This window comes from Stenotrophomonas sp. 22DLJC03 (genome assembly GCF_056861405.1).
Map to the genome: position 1 here is coordinate 764,674 of NZ_JBSPUG010000001.1, position 12,407 is coordinate 777,080.

The following is a 12,407-nucleotide window of genomic DNA, read 5'->3' on the forward strand; positions in this document are numbered from 1 at the left end:
TCAGCCACCATTGTCGCCCACCGGCAGTGGCGCGTGCTGCTGTTTTTTCTCCTTGTGCTTGATCACCAGACGGTCAAGCTTGTCCGCAAGCAGGTCGATCGCGGCATACATGGTCTGGGCATTGGCCTCAGCGTGCAGGGTCTGGCCGGGAATGTTGAGGCTGGCGTCGACGTGGTGTTCGGTCTTCTGCAGCTTGAGGGTCACCCGCGCTTCGCAGTGCTGGTCGAAGTGTTTGCCGATCCGGGCCAGCTTCTCCTCTACATAGGACTGCAGGGCCGGGGTGACTTCGACATCTTTGCCAAACGTTTCGATGCGCATCGGGTTTCTCCTGTGTTCGGATGTGCCAATGAACCTCTCCGCCGGGCGCGGCGGCGCGTCAAGCGATTCTGACCCTTTCGTGCGAGGCGGAGATGTTCATGGCTTCACGATACTTCGCCACGGTGCGCCGCGCTACTGGAATTCCCGACGATTTGAGCAGGTCAGCCAGCTTGGCGTCAGAAAGCGGCTTGCGTGGATTCTCGTCGTCGATCAGGCGCCGGATCATCGCCTGGATGGCCGTGCTGGATGCCTCGCCGCCGCCTTCGGTATCGATGCCCGAGGCGAAGAAGGCGCGCAGGGGCAGGGTGCCGCGTGGCGTACGCACGTGCTTGCGGGCAATCGCGCGCGACACCGTCGATTCGTGCAGGCCGAGCTCGGCGGCGATCTCGCGCAGGGTCAGCGGCCGCAGCGCCTGTTCGCCGAATTCAAGGAAGCCAGCCTGTTGCAGGATCAGGCTGCGTACCACCCGCAGCAGGGTTTCGCCGCGCTGCTGCAGGCCCTTCAGCAGCCAGCGCGCTTCCTGCAGCTGTGCACGCAGGTAGCCGGCATCGGCCTCGCCACAGCGGCGGATCAGCTGTTCGTAGCCGCGGTGGATCACCACCCTTGGCCCGGCATGCGCGGCCAGTGCAGCGCGCCACACGCCGTTCTGCCGCCACACCACGACATCGGGTACCACGTAGGTGTCCTGCGACAGGGGGGCGATCTGCGTGCCCGGCCGTGGATCCAGCGAACGCAGCAGGGTCACTGCAGTCTCGACCTCGGCCAGCGGCAGTTTCAACTCGTGGGCCAGCCCGGCCACGCCGCTGCGCGGCAACCGTTCCAGCGGGCCCGCGGCAATCTGTCGCGCCAATGCCAGGCCCGGTGTGGTGTCGTCCAGCACCTCCAGCTGCAGCTGCAGGCATTCGCCGAGGGTGCGCGCGGCCGCGCCGACCGGATCGAAACGCTGGATCCGGTGCAGCACGGCAAGAATCTCGTCCTGGTCGGCATGGATGGCCGGCAGCAGGGTTTCGGCGATGCCTGCCAGCGGTTCGCGCAGGTAGCCATCGTCGTCCAGTGCATCGATCAGTGCGGCACCGATGCTGCGATCACGTGCGGACAGGTGCGACAGGTGCAGCTGCCACAGCAGATGATCGGCCAGGGTTTCGGTTTCGGCCACGCGTTCGGCGGCGCTGCCGGTATCGTCGTCATCGTCGAAGCTGCCGCCGCTGCCGGCCGCGCTCCAGTCCAGTTCGGCCGGCGCCCAGTCGTCGCCGTTGTCGGCACGTTCGGCCGCTGCATCGCCGTCGGGGTTGTCACTGGTCTCGTTGGCGGCGCTGCTGCTGTCACTGCTGTCGGCCCAGTCCAGCAGTGGATTGCTTTCCACTGCCTGCGCGATTTCCAGTTCCAGCTCGGTGCTGGACATCTGCAGCAGCTTGATCGCCTGTTGCAGCTGGGGCGTGAGCACCAGCTGCTGTCCCAACGATGTCTGCAGCCGAGTCTTCATGCCTGTGCCGAAAGGAAGGAGAGGGACCCGGCGCTTGCCGTCACAGCTTGAAGGAATCCCCAAGGTAGACGCGACGCACGTCGGCGTTGTCCAGAATCGCTTCCGGCGAGCCCTGGGCGAGCACGCTGCCCTCGGCGAGGATATACGCGCGGTCGCAGATTCCCAAGGTCTCGCGCACGTTGTGATCGGTGATCAGCACGCCGATGCCACGCTGCTTGAGGTGGGTGACGATGCGCTGGATCTCCCCGACCGAGATCGGGTCCACGCCGGCAAAGGGCTCATCGAGCAGGATCAGGCGCGGTTGTGCCGCCAGTGCACGGGCGATCTCGCAACGGCGGCGCTCGCCGCCGGACAGGCTGGCACCGAGCTGGTCGGCCACGTGGCCCAGCTGCAGTTCGTCGAGCAGGCTGTTCAATTCGCGCTCGCGGCCCTTCGAATCAAGGTCCTCGCGCAGTTCCAGCACCAGGCGGATGTTGTCGGCCACGCTCAGCTTGCGGAACACCGACGGTTCCTGCGGCAGGTAGCCCACGCCCTGCTTGGCGCGGGTGTACATCGGGTCGCCGGTGATGTCCTTGCCGTCAAGCACGATGCTGCCGGCATCGGCGGCGACCAGGCCGACGATCATGTAGAAGCAGGTGGTCTTGCCGGCGCCGTTCGGGCCGAGCAGGCCGACCACTTCACCGGCGTCGAGGGTCAACCCGAAATCCTTGACGACTTCGCGTTGCTTGTAGCGCTTGCGCAGGCCCTTGGCGACGAGCATTACTTCTTGCTCCCGGCCGGTGCCGCCGGCGTGCTGGCCTTGGGCTGTGCCGCCGGCGCCGCCGGCGTCTTGTTCTTCGGTGGAATGACGGTGCGCACGCGGCTGCCGTCGCCGCCGGAATTCATTTCACCGCTGCGGGTGTTGTAGACCATGCGCTGGCCGGCATTGGTGCCGCGCGCGCTGGTGACCTTGTAGTTGCCGGTCAGGGTGATGATCTCGGTCTTGATGTCGTAGTCGATGCGGTCGGCCAGGGCGTCCATCCACGTGCCATCGTCGAGCTGCTGCTTCATCTTGGCCTGCTTGCCGGTGAATACCACGCGCACCGCTTCTCCGTCCTTGAGGTAGATCTCGGCCTCGGACGAGCGCAGGTCCAGCGTGCCCTGGGTGATGACCACGCCCTGCGACAGCACGGTCTTGCCGTCGCCGGTGAGCATGCCCGACTGCGCGCCGGAATCGATGTGCATGTCTTCGTTGCGATCGGTGGACTTGGCGAAGGCGGCGCTGGGGACAAGAAGACCAAGCGCGAGTACGGCTGCAAAGGGAATCTTCATCGGGGTCCGTTCTACCGGTGGGGGCCTCCCGGGTGGACCGGGGGCGTGCGGGTGGGGCTGCCGGCCTTGCGCCTGTCCGGAGACGTCGCAGGCTGGCGGCGGAATCAGTGCTTGGGCGTGTAGCGGCCCTTGGACTGGCTGAGGAAATGATACGTGTTGTTCTTCGAATCCACCTCGAAGCCCACGCCGGACTGTTCCATGCCGGGGCGGGTCATGGTCACCAGAGCGTCGGTACGGGCGCGGTTCTCCTTGGGGAACACGTCCAGGTGATCGGTGCGGAAGGTGGTCGGCACCGTGCCCGGTGCGGCCGGGCTGTCGCCGGCCACGTTGCCGCGCAGCTTCATCTCGTCGCCCTTGGCGCTGAGCCAGCCGGTCTCGGCGCGCAGGGTCCAGTGCTTGCCATCCTTGTCCGGCATCTCGAACAGCGGGGTGGCGATATTGATGGTCTGGTCGCCGCGCTGGCGCTCCAGCAGCGGCGCACGCAGGGTGGTGGACTCCTTGCCGTGCTCATCCAGGGCGACGATCTGGAAGTCGTGCAGGATGTAGTCCACGCCGACTTCCTTGCCGTCATTGGCCGGTCCCTTGTCCCGGTTGCGCAGCGCCGCCCAGCTGCTGAGCAGGGCCGCCAGCAGCAGGCCGATACCGAGGAGGGTGCGCCAGTTGAGCGAAGGAGCATTCATGCGCCGAACCTCGCCAGCACCGCATCGACATGGCCCTGAGCGGCCAGCAGGACGTCGCACAGTTCGCGTGCAGCGCCACGGCCACCGTCGGCGCGGGTCTGCCAGTGCACGCGCTCGGCGATCCACGGGTGCGCGTTGGCCGGCGCCACCGCCAGCCCGACTGCGCCCAGCGGTGCCAGGTCGGGCAGGTCATCGCCCATGAACGCCACCTGTTCCAGGCCGATGCCGTGCTGGGCACACAGGGCCTGCACGCTGGCCAGTTTGTCGCCCACGGCGATCTGGGTATCGATGCCGAGGTCGGCGCCGCGCCTGAGCGCGGACTGGCTGTTGCGCGCGGTGATCAGCACGGGGTGGATGCCGTGCTGCTGAAGCAGTTTCAGGCCCAGGCCGTCCTGCACGAAGTACGCCTTGCTCTCGTTGCCGTCCTTGTCGTAGTACAGCTGACCGTCGGTGAGGGTGCCGTCCACGTCGAAGCAGGCCAGGCGGATACGGGCCGCAGCGGCATGCAGGTGGGCAGGGAAGGCGGGCAGGGGGGACCAGGGCATCAGGGCGACAGGCTCGGTGGGGGCGGGTGCGGCGTTACAGACTGAATGGGGTCTACGGACTGTCGGTTAAACCACCCGGGCCCGCAACAGGTCATGAATGTTCAGGGCACCGACCGCCCGGCCCTGGCCATCGACCACGATAAGGCCGGTGATCTTGTGGGTCTCCATCAGGCGCGCGGCCTCGACTGCCAGCTGGTCGGCACCGATGGTGCGCGGGTTGCGGGTCATCACATCGGCGATCTTCGCCGTGCGCACATCCAGTGCACTGTCCAGCGCACGGCGCAGGTCACCATCGGTGAACAGGCCGATCAGCACGCCGTCCGCGTCGACCACGGCGGTCATGCCGAGCCGTTTGCGGCTCATCTCCATCAGGGCTTCGCTGAGGCTGGCGTCGGCGCCGACGCTGGGCAGGTCTTCGCCGGTGTGCATGACGTCGGTGATGTGCAGCAGCAGGCGGCGGCCGAGGCTGCCGGCCGGGTGCGAGCGGGCGAAGTCATCGGCGGTGAAGCCGCGCGCGTCGAGCAGGGCCACCGCCAGCGCATCACCCATCGCCAGCGAGGCGGTGGTGCTGGAGGTCGGGGCCAGCGCCAGCGGGCAGGCCTCGGCCGGCACGCTGACGTCCAGATGGATGTCAGCGGCGGTGCCCAGGCTGGACTGCGGGCGCCCGGTCATGGAAATCAGCACGTTGCCCTGGCGCTTGAGCACCGGCAGCAGCATCAGCACCTCGTCCGACTCGCCCGAATAGGACAGCGCCAGCACTACGTCGTCCTCGGTGATCATGCCGAGGTCGCCATGACCGGCCTCGCCAGGGTGCACGTAGAAGGCCGGGGTCCCGGTGGAGGCCAGGGTGGCGGCGATCTTGCGGGCGATATGCCCGGACTTGCCCATGCCGGTGGCGACCACCCGGCCGCGGCTGCCAAGGATCGCCCGGCAGGCCTGCTGGAAGGCCTCGCCGAGGCGGTCGGCCACGGCATCCAGCGCCTGCCGCTCGATCTCGAACACGCGGCGGCCACTGGCGACCAGGCCGGCAGGGTCGACGGAACGGGGGGGCAACAGGGATTCGGCCATGCGGACGCCACGCAGCGGAAGTAGAATGGACGTACATTTTATTAGGAAAGCCCGTTGGACGCCGACACCATCCGCAATCTGATCGAAACCGGCCTGCCCGGCGCCCGCGCCGACGTGCAGGGCGACGATGGCGTGCATTTCGAAGCGACCGTGGTCTGTGACGCCTTCGCCGGCAAGATGCCGCTGGCACGCCACCGCATGGTGTATGCCACTCTGGGCGACCTGATGGGCGGCGCGATCCACGCGCTGGCACTGAAAACCGTGACCCCGGCCGAAGCCGGCTGAACCGCAGAAGATCCCGAATACATGGCCAAGATCGTTGTGACCGGCGGCGCTGCGCTGCACGGTGAAGTGAGCATCTCCGGCGCCAAGAACGCCGTCCTCCCCATTCTCTGCGCGACCCTGCTGGCCGACGAGCCGGTGGAGATCACCAACGTGCCGCACCTGCACGACGTGGTCACCACCGTGAAGCTGCTGGGCGAACTGGGCGCGAAAGTGACCATCGACCAGGGCACCCTGTCTCGCGGCAGCGCGATCGTGGTCGACCCGCGTTCGGTCAACCAGCACGTGGCACCGTATGAGCTGGTCAAGACCATGCGCGCCTCGATCCTGGTGCTGGGCCCGCTGCTGGCCCGCTTCGGCGCGGCGGAAGTATCGCTGCCGGGCGGCTGCGCGATCGGTTCGCGTCCGGTCGACCAGCACATCAAGGGCCTGCAGGCCCTGGGTGCCGAGATCGTGGTCGAGAACGGCTTCATCAAGGCCACCGCCAAGCGCCTGAAGGGTGGGCACTTCACCTTCGACATGGTCAGCGTCACCGGCACCGAGAACGTGCTGATGGGCGCGGTGCTGGCTGAAGGCACCACCATCCTCGACAACTGCGCGATGGAACCGGAAGTGACCGATCTGGCGCACTGCCTGATCGCGCTGGGCGCGAAGATCGAAGGCCTGGGCACCGCCCGCCTGGTCATCGAAGGCGTCGAGCACCTGTCCGGTGGCCGCCACGAAGTGTTGCCCGACCGCATCGAGACCGGCACCTTCCTGGTGGCCGCGGCGATGACCGGTGGCAAGGTCACGGTCAACCGTGCGCGCCCGAACACCATGGACGCAGTGCTGTCCAAGCTGGTCGAGGCGGGCGCGAAGATCGAGACCACCGAAGACACCATCACCCTGGACATGCAGGGCAAGCGACCGAAGGCGGTCAACCTCACCACCGCGCCGTACCCTGCGTTCCCGACCGACATGCAGGCGCAGTTCATGGCGCTCAACTGCGTGGCCGACGGCGTCGGCGTGATCAACGAAACGATCTTCGAGAACCGTTTCATGCACGTCAACGAACTGCTGCGGCTGGGCGCGGACATCCAGGTCGAAGGGCATACCGCCATCGTGCGTGGCAACGAACACCTGAGCGGCGCGCCGGTGATGGCCACCGACCTGCGTGCGTCGGCCTCGCTGATCCTGGCCGGGCTGATGGCCAGCGGCGAGACCACCATCGACCGCATCTACCACCTTGATCGTGGCTACGAGAACATCGAAGAGAAGCTGTCTTCGCTCGGTGCCACCATCCGGCGCGTGCCATGATCCTGCGCGGCAGGTTCAGCCCGCGTCGCAAGGCGCTGCTGGTGCTGGTGCTGATCGTGCTGGCGTGGCTGGGCTATGCCTGGTACGCCAACCTGGCCATCACCCAGGGCATCGAGCAGAAAGATATGGACTGGAACGGCGACGGCACGGTCTCGCGTGACGAGATCATCCAGTCGTTCTATGCGGTGTCGGTCAATGACAGCCAGGACGGCAGCCGCCATTGCCGGACCTTCGTCTGGCGCAGCACCGGCGAGCAGATCCGGGTGGATTGCCGGACCGAGTTCAAGCCGGCCGAGGAACAGAAGCCCGCTGAAGCGAAGAAATAAGAAAACGCCCGCGAAAGCGGGCGTTTCTTTTGCGCGGGGTCGGATCCCTTTCCGACGGAAAGGGCTCTGACCCCACCATGTCGCAACCGGGGTCAGAGCCCTTCCCGGGGGAAGGGATCCGACCCCTGCAATCAGTTCATCGCCCTGATGGTCAGGTCCAGCGCATCGCGGCCGCTTTCACGCTGCAGCATGCGCGCCGGCACCGGGAACTCGGGCACGATCCAGGCGATCAGTTCCTTGTTGCCGTCGGCACGCGAGACCTTGGTGGCTTCATAGCTCTTGCCGCCCACGGTGATCGACTCCTTGCCGATCACGCGGTAGGTCATGTTCTTGATGCGGCCTTCGTCGACCATGCGATAGGTCAGCGGCTTGCCAGCAGCCAGGTCACGGGCGATCGCCAGGTTGATCAGCAACGCGTCCATGTCACCGGCCTTCAATGCGATCGGTCCGGCGCGGTCCGGCTTGATGTCGCCGGTCCAGGTGGCCTGGTTGCTGCTCCAGTTGTAGTTGGCCTGCACGTTGCGCTTCTTCACCAGCAGCGCAGAACGGTCCTGGCTGCTGAGCGGGCGCAGCTGGCCACGCACTTCCTCGAACACCGTGCTCTGGCTGAGATCGGCCAGCTGGTTCTTCACCTGCAGGCTGTAGCGCCACTTGTTGGCACCTTCGCTGGCCAGGGTCATGGTGCCGTTGGCCTGCATGCCCATGTAGCTGGCCAGGTAATCGGCCTTGAACGGTTCCAGCGCCATGGCCGGCAGGCTGGCCACGGTCAGTGCGGCCGCTGCGATCCAGGTGAGGGGGCGGGTCAGGGTGTTCATGCTCAGACTCCTTGGTATTCGATCAGGCGCAGATCGACGCGATCTTCGCCGTCTTCGCGTTGCAGGATGCGCACCGGGGTGGGGACACCGTTGGCGATCCAGAGAATGGTTTCGTTGTTGCCGCCGTTGGTCCGGTAGACCCGCAGCGCGTTGTAGGACAGGTCGCCGACCTCGACGTTCTCGGTCTGCGCTGCGGCCTGGTAGTCGTGCTGGCGGACCTTGCCCATGTCCACGTAGCGGTAGTGCATGGTGGCACCCGGGCGGGCATCGCGCATGATCGCCAGATTGATCAGCAGCGCACTCTGGTCACCGGCCTGCAGCGGGATCGGTTGCGCGCGTTCCTTCTTCACGTCACCGGTCCACTGCGCGGTGCCGGCCTGCCAGTTGTAGGTGCCCACGGCCTTCTTGCCGAGGAACAGGCCCTTGCGCACGGTGCTCTGGCTGAGCGGTGCATAGATGCCACCACGCTCCTCGAACACCGTGCTTTGTTCGATGTTAAGGCCGAGCACGCTGGCGAAGCCGCGGCGACCGACCACCTGCATGTCCACCCGCCACTGGCTGCCGCCGGTATGGGTGACCTGCATGCTGGCATCGCCGGCCTCCTTGCCCTTGTAGAAGGCCTGGTAGGTGGCGCTGAACGGCTGCAGCGGCGGCGGCTCCCAGGCCAGCGCCGCCGGCATCGGTACGGCCGGTTCGGCGGGCGGCTGCACCACGGGCACCGGCGCCGGCGAAGCGGCAGGCGCCTGCACCTGTCCCCAGCCCGCGGCGGGAAGCATGGCAAGCGACAACAGCAGTGAAGTGGACAACAGGGTCGTGGTCTTCATGGAGGACAGGGACCGCAGGGGGAGGCAGGATGCCAGCCCCGCAGTCAGCGGGGCGTGTGCAATGGGCTTACCGGTTCAGGTTACCGGCGGAATCTAGGGCCAATGGGCTAAACAGGGGGTGACCGTCGAGCCAGGGTTGTCCCTCCCGTTCAGCCAGGCGGCCGCCGCACAGCAGCTGCAGCGTGGCGATCAACAGAGGGTGTTCCACCGCCAGCACGCGCGCGGCCAGGCTGTCCGCATCATCGCCTGGCTGCACCGGGACACGCACCTGGGCCAGCACTGCACCTGCGTCAAGTTCGGGCACGACCAGGTGCACGCTGGCACCGTGCTCGGTATCGCCGGCCTGCAGTGCCCGTGCATGCGTGTCCAGGCCCTTGTGCAGCGGCAGCAGCGACGGGTGGATGTTGACCAGGCGGCCATCGAAGCGCTGCACGAAGCCAGCGCCGAGGATGCGCATGTAGCCGGCACAGATGATCCAGTCCGGCTCAACTGCAGCCAGGGCATCACCCAGTGCCTGTTCGTAGGCGGCGCGGTCGCTGAACTCCTTTGGTGCATGCGCCCAGCGCAGTGCCGGTGCCACGCGTTGCAGCGCCTCCGCGGTGGGGCGATCGGAGAACACGCCGACCACTTCAGCCGGCAGGTGCCCACTGCCGATGGCATCGAGGATGGCCTGCAGGTTGCTGCCGCGGCCAGAGGCGAGCACGGCGATACGGGTGGGGGTGGTCATTGCAGCGAACTCCGGCGGATCAGCGGCCAGGTCAGCAGGCTGCCCACGGTGGCCATCAGCATGTCGGCATGCGCGTCCCACATGTCGCCCTGCTGGCCGTTGTAGGCCTCGGCGGCATCCGGCGACAGGGCCAGCGCGATGGCCCACTCGAACCACTCGTAGACCAGGCTGGCACACATCACCGTCATCACCGCCAGAGTGAAGGCCTGGCCCGGCCGCAGCGCCGGCCAGGCGTGGCGGGCCAGCTGCAGCAGGGCGGGGGTGAAGCAGACGCCGAACAGGAAGTGGATGAGGCGGTCGAAATGATTGCGCTGCCAGCCGAACGCCACGTTGGGCGACCAGCCGAACAACGCCTGCGACCACGCGTCATAGGGCACGTTGGAATACAGCCAGCGCGCTGCCACGCAGTGCAGGGCGATGAAGCCGCAGATCGCGATGAAGGCGCCATTGCCCAGCCAACCGCCGCGGCGGTCGACCCACAGCAGTGCGGCCAGGCCGATCACGGTCAGCGTGCTGTGCAGGGCTTGCTCGATCGGCCACAGCGGATGGATCCAGCTGATCGCGAACACCGCCAGTACGGCGGTGAAGGCCAGCTTCTTGGGGCCGGAGAAGCGGTAGGCGGTTGCAGCGGTGGTGGCGATGGCAGGCGAGGACATGTCGGGTCGATCGAAGGGGGATGGTTCGTCTGTCTGCCGGCTCAGACGCCGAGATGGTCGCCGCGGTCGAACAGCGCAGCCATTTCCGGCTTGCCGAGGAACACCCATGCATAGGCGGCCAGCACCGCCAGCCACGCCGCGCGCCGGCACCAGGCCAGCCCGGTGCGGGCCGTCAACAGACGCGCGGTATGCAGCTGCACGAAGCCGAGCACGACGGCCAGCACGGCGATCGAGGCATAGATCGTGGTCAGCATCCAGGCATCGTCCAGCCCGCGTGAGTGGGCCACCCAGCCGCTGAGGCCGAGGAAGGCCACTGTGGCGACCCAATGGAAGCCGGCCAACGCGTAGAACAGCACTTTCAGCGTCTGCAGATGGCTGGTCAGCTGCAGCTGCGCCAGGGTCTGCCGCGGCAGCGGCGGCGGATTGCCGGAGGCGGTCATGCGGCCGCGGCAGGCAGGTCGAAGGCGGCCTTGACCTGCGGGCGCAGCAGGGTGATCAGGCTGAACACCCCCAGCACGGTGCCGACTGGCGCGAACAGGCAGGCCAGGCCGGCCACGATCAGGCACAGCAGGTAGCGGCGGCGACGGGTCAGGCAGCGGCCGGCATAGGCCACGAACGCACCCAGGGTGACGCCACCGAACACGATGACGCAGCCGATGATGGTGAACATCCAGCCGAACAGGCGTTGCTCCGCAGGCGACGACGGCTGGCCGCCGGAATTCATCGGCAGGTTGCCGGTGAGCGCGGCGATGCCCAGCACGATGTGGATGATGAAGATCAGCGAGAACAGCGCGATCAGGCCGCCGACCACATAGTGCGCGATGGCCAGCATGCGCAGGTGGTCGGCATCCTGCGCACTGAACACCGGTACCGTCGCCAGCGGCGGCGGCACCGGAGCGGGCGACAAGGGGGGCGTTGCGTCCATGCGGGCTCCTGGGTTGCCGGGATCAGCCGATGTGGACGCGCTCGGCGCCGTCAGCGGTGACCACCTGGCCGATGGTCCAGTGGTCCAGGCCCTGGGCCTGGACAGCCTCGGATACGGCATCGACCTGGTCCGCTGCGACGATCAGCACGAAGCCGATGCCGCAGTTGAAGGTCCGCCACATCTCGCTGTCGGCCACCGCGCCTTCCTTCTGCAGCCACTGGAACACCGGCGGCAGGGTCCAGGACGAGGCCTGGATGTCCAGACCGAGGCCTTCAGGTACCACGCGGATGATGTTCTCGGTCAGGCCGCCACCGGTGATGTGGGCCATGCCGTGGATAGCCGCGCCGTGCGACTTCAGCAGCGACAGGATCGGCTTGACGTACAGGCGGGTCGGCGCCATCAGCGCGTCGACCAGCTTCACGCCGCCTTCCAGCTCCAGCTCGGCCGGGCGGCCGGCGCGGTCATAGATGCGGCGGACCAGCGAGTAGCCGTTGGAGTGCGGGCCGGAGGAGGCGATACCGATCAGCACGTCACCGGCGGCGACGCTGGCCCCGTCCTTCAGCTCGCTCTTCTCGACCGCGGCCACCGTGAAGCCGGCCAGGTCGTACTCGCCCGGGGCATACATGTCGGGCATTTCAGCGGTTTCGCCGCCGATCAGCGCGCAACCGGCCTCGGTGCAGCCGTTGGCGATGCCGCCCACGACCGCCGCGGCGGTGTCGATTTCCAGCTTGCCGGTGGCGAAGTAGTCCAGGAAGAACAGCGGCTCGGCGCCCTGCACCAGCACGTCGTTCACGCACATGGCGACCAGATCGATGCCGATCGTATCGTGGCGGTTCAGCTGGTGGGCCAGCTTCAGCTTGGTGCCCACGCCGTCGGTTCCCGACACCAGTACCGGCTCGCGGTACTTGTTGGACAGGTCGAACAGGGCGCCGAAGCCACCCAGGCCGCCCATCACTTCCGGGCGGAAGCTGCGCTTGACCAGGGGCTTGATCCGCTCGACCAGCTCGTTGCCGGCGTCGATGTCGACACCCGCATCACGGTAGGTGAGGGGGGAAGGGGCGGAAGACGGGGTGTTGGTCACGGGCGTCGGCGCTGGCAGGGGTTGAACGGGCGATTTTAACAGGCCGCATTGGCGCAAAGGCCGTATTCGG

The 12,407-nt window shown here is 67.1% G+C and carries 17 protein-coding genes; 3 read left to right on the forward strand and 14 right to left on the reverse strand.

What is annotated here, in order from left to right:
- The 7 genes from hpf to AC13GA_RS03650 form a co-directional block, all read right to left on the reverse strand.
- Nucleotides 1-318, reverse strand: a complete 318-nt coding sequence (hpf, locus tag AC13GA_RS03620) for a ribosome hibernation-promoting factor, HPF/YfiA family (protein WP_004147311.1) — start codon at nt 316-318, stop codon at nt 1-3.
- Nucleotides 319-376: 58 nt separating this feature from the next.
- Nucleotides 377-1,801: an RNA polymerase factor sigma-54 gene (locus AC13GA_RS03625; protein ID WP_136638885.1), complete on the reverse strand. Its 1,425-nt coding sequence runs from the start codon at nt 1,799-1,801 to the stop codon at nt 377-379.
- Nucleotides 1,802-1,841: 40 nt separating this feature from the next.
- Entirely contained in the window at nt 1,842-2,561 is a 720-nt protein-coding gene (gene lptB / locus AC13GA_RS03630; RefSeq protein WP_004147318.1) for an LPS export ABC transporter ATP-binding protein, read from the reverse strand.
- Nucleotides 2,561-3,112, reverse strand: coding sequence for a lipopolysaccharide transport periplasmic protein LptA (gene lptA, locus AC13GA_RS03635; protein WP_004147320.1), 552 nt, complete (start codon nt 3,110-3,112; stop codon nt 2,561-2,563). Before lptA ends, lptB begins: the two co-directional genes overlap by 1 nt.
- 104 nt (nt 3,113-3,216) lie before the next feature.
- Nucleotides 3,217-3,792 carry an LPS export ABC transporter periplasmic protein LptC gene (gene lptC / locus AC13GA_RS03640; RefSeq protein WP_004147322.1) on the reverse strand — a complete coding sequence of 192 codons (576 nt, stop codon included), beginning with the start codon at nt 3,790-3,792 and terminating at the stop codon, nt 3,217-3,219.
- Nucleotides 3,789-4,337, reverse strand: a complete 549-nt coding sequence (locus tag AC13GA_RS03645; RefSeq protein ID WP_136640035.1) for a KdsC family phosphatase — start codon at nt 4,335-4,337, stop codon at nt 3,789-3,791. Before AC13GA_RS03645 ends, lptC begins: the two co-directional genes overlap by 4 nt.
- A 66-nt stretch (nt 4,338-4,403) precedes the next feature.
- Nucleotides 4,404-5,405 (reverse strand): KpsF/GutQ family sugar-phosphate isomerase, encoded by a 1,002-nt coding sequence (locus AC13GA_RS03650; RefSeq protein WP_482997536.1) that lies wholly within the window; start codon nt 5,403-5,405, stop codon nt 4,404-4,406.
- Nucleotides 5,406-5,459: 54 nt separating this feature from the next.
- Here AC13GA_RS03650 and AC13GA_RS03655 point away from each other — a divergent pair, with 54 nt between their 5' ends.
- From AC13GA_RS03655 to AC13GA_RS03665, 3 genes are read left to right on the forward strand one after another with little or no spacing between them, the layout of a single operon-like run.
- Nucleotides 5,460-5,690: a BolA family protein gene (locus AC13GA_RS03655; protein ID WP_012510288.1), complete on the forward strand. Its 231-nt coding sequence runs from the start codon at nt 5,460-5,462 to the stop codon at nt 5,688-5,690.
- Between the two features lie 21 nt (nt 5,691-5,711).
- Nucleotides 5,712-6,983, forward strand: coding sequence for a UDP-N-acetylglucosamine 1-carboxyvinyltransferase (gene murA, locus AC13GA_RS03660; protein WP_482997537.1), 1,272 nt, complete (start codon nt 5,712-5,714; stop codon nt 6,981-6,983).
- Nucleotides 6,980-7,309, forward strand: coding sequence for an EF-hand domain-containing protein (locus tag AC13GA_RS03665; protein ID WP_426354141.1), 330 nt, complete (start codon nt 6,980-6,982; stop codon nt 7,307-7,309). Before murA ends, AC13GA_RS03665 begins: the two co-directional genes overlap by 4 nt.
- 131 nt (nt 7,310-7,440) lie before the next feature.
- Here the strand turns inward: AC13GA_RS03665 and AC13GA_RS03670 are convergent, their stop codons facing one another.
- From AC13GA_RS03670 to purM, 7 genes are all read right to left on the reverse strand, one after another.
- Nucleotides 7,441-8,124 (reverse strand): DUF3108 domain-containing protein, encoded by a 684-nt coding sequence (locus AC13GA_RS03670; RefSeq protein ID WP_046982514.1) that lies wholly within the window; start codon nt 8,122-8,124, stop codon nt 7,441-7,443.
- A gap of 2 nt (nt 8,125-8,126) precedes the next feature.
- Nucleotides 8,127-8,948 (reverse strand): DUF3108 domain-containing protein, encoded by an 822-nt coding sequence (locus AC13GA_RS03675; RefSeq protein WP_426354137.1) that lies wholly within the window; start codon nt 8,946-8,948, stop codon nt 8,127-8,129.
- A gap of 67 nt (nt 8,949-9,015) precedes the next feature.
- A complete protein-coding gene (gene purN / locus AC13GA_RS03680) occupies nt 9,016-9,675 on the reverse strand; it encodes a phosphoribosylglycinamide formyltransferase (RefSeq protein WP_426354135.1) in 660 nt (219 codons plus the stop codon).
- Complete coding sequence (locus tag AC13GA_RS03685) at nt 9,672-10,331, reverse strand: DUF2238 domain-containing protein (protein ID WP_482997538.1); 660 nt, start codon at nt 10,329-10,331, stop codon at nt 9,672-9,674. The genes purN and AC13GA_RS03685 overlap by 4 nt, the downstream gene beginning before the upstream one ends.
- Nucleotides 10,332-10,372: 41 nt before the next feature.
- Complete coding sequence (locus AC13GA_RS03690) at nt 10,373-10,771, reverse strand: hypothetical protein (RefSeq protein WP_482997539.1); 399 nt, start codon at nt 10,769-10,771, stop codon at nt 10,373-10,375.
- Nucleotides 10,768-11,256, reverse strand: coding sequence for a hypothetical protein (locus AC13GA_RS03695; protein WP_136640042.1), 489 nt, complete (start codon nt 11,254-11,256; stop codon nt 10,768-10,770). Before AC13GA_RS03695 ends, AC13GA_RS03690 begins: the two co-directional genes overlap by 4 nt.
- Nucleotides 11,257-11,278: 22 nt before the next feature.
- On the reverse strand, nt 11,279-12,337 hold the full coding sequence (gene purM / locus AC13GA_RS03700; RefSeq protein WP_482997540.1) for a phosphoribosylformylglycinamidine cyclo-ligase: 1,059 nt from the start codon (nt 12,335-12,337) through the stop codon (nt 11,279-11,281).
- Nucleotides 12,338-12,407: the final 70 nt, after the last annotated feature.

Bases quoted from the DNA above. Each gene is read 5' to 3' on its own strand.
- AC13GA_RS03685 (WP_482997538.1), bottom strand. From the start codon at position 10,331: ATGTCCTCGCCTGCCATCGCCACCACCGCTGCAACCGCCTACCGCTTC.
- AC13GA_RS03645 (WP_136640035.1), bottom strand. From the start codon at position 4,337: ATGCCCTGGTCCCCCCTGCCCGCCTTCCCTGCCCACCTGCATGCCGCT.
- lptC (WP_004147322.1), bottom strand. From the start codon at position 3,792: ATGAATGCTCCTTCGCTCAACTGGCGCACCCTCCTCGGTATCGGCCTG.
- AC13GA_RS03690 (WP_482997539.1), bottom strand. From the start codon at position 10,771: ATGACCGCCTCCGGCAATCCGCCGCCGCTGCCGCGGCAGACCCTGGCG.
- purN (WP_426354135.1), bottom strand. From the start codon at position 9,675: ATGACCACCCCCACCCGTATCGCCGTGCTCGCCTCTGGCCGCGGCAGC.
- AC13GA_RS03625 (WP_136638885.1), bottom strand. From the start codon at position 1,801: ATGAAGACTCGGCTGCAGACATCGTTGGGACAGCAGCTGGTGCTCACG.
- AC13GA_RS03695 (WP_136640042.1), bottom strand. From the start codon at position 11,256: ATGGACGCAACGCCCCCCTTGTCGCCCGCTCCGGTGCCGCCGCCGCTG.
- AC13GA_RS03665 (WP_426354141.1), top strand. From the start codon at position 6,980: ATGATCCTGCGCGGCAGGTTCAGCCCGCGTCGCAAGGCGCTGCTGGTG.
- hpf (WP_004147311.1), bottom strand. From the start codon at position 318: ATGCGCATCGAAACGTTTGGCAAAGATGTCGAAGTCACCCCGGCCCTG.
- AC13GA_RS03670 (WP_046982514.1), bottom strand. From the start codon at position 8,124: ATGAACACCCTGACCCGCCCCCTCACCTGGATCGCAGCGGCCGCACTG.
- lptA (WP_004147320.1), bottom strand. From the start codon at position 3,112: ATGAAGATTCCCTTTGCAGCCGTACTCGCGCTTGGTCTTCTTGTCCCC.
- AC13GA_RS03650 (WP_482997536.1), bottom strand. From the start codon at position 5,405: ATGGCCGAATCCCTGTTGCCCCCCCGTTCCGTCGACCCTGCCGGCCTG.
- AC13GA_RS03675 (WP_426354137.1), bottom strand. From the start codon at position 8,948: ATGAAGACCACGACCCTGTTGTCCACTTCACTGCTGTTGTCGCTTGCC.
- lptB (WP_004147318.1), bottom strand. From the start codon at position 2,561: ATGCTCGTCGCCAAGGGCCTGCGCAAGCGCTACAAGCAACGCGAAGTC.
- murA (WP_482997537.1), top strand. From the start codon at position 5,712: ATGGCCAAGATCGTTGTGACCGGCGGCGCTGCGCTGCACGGTGAAGTG.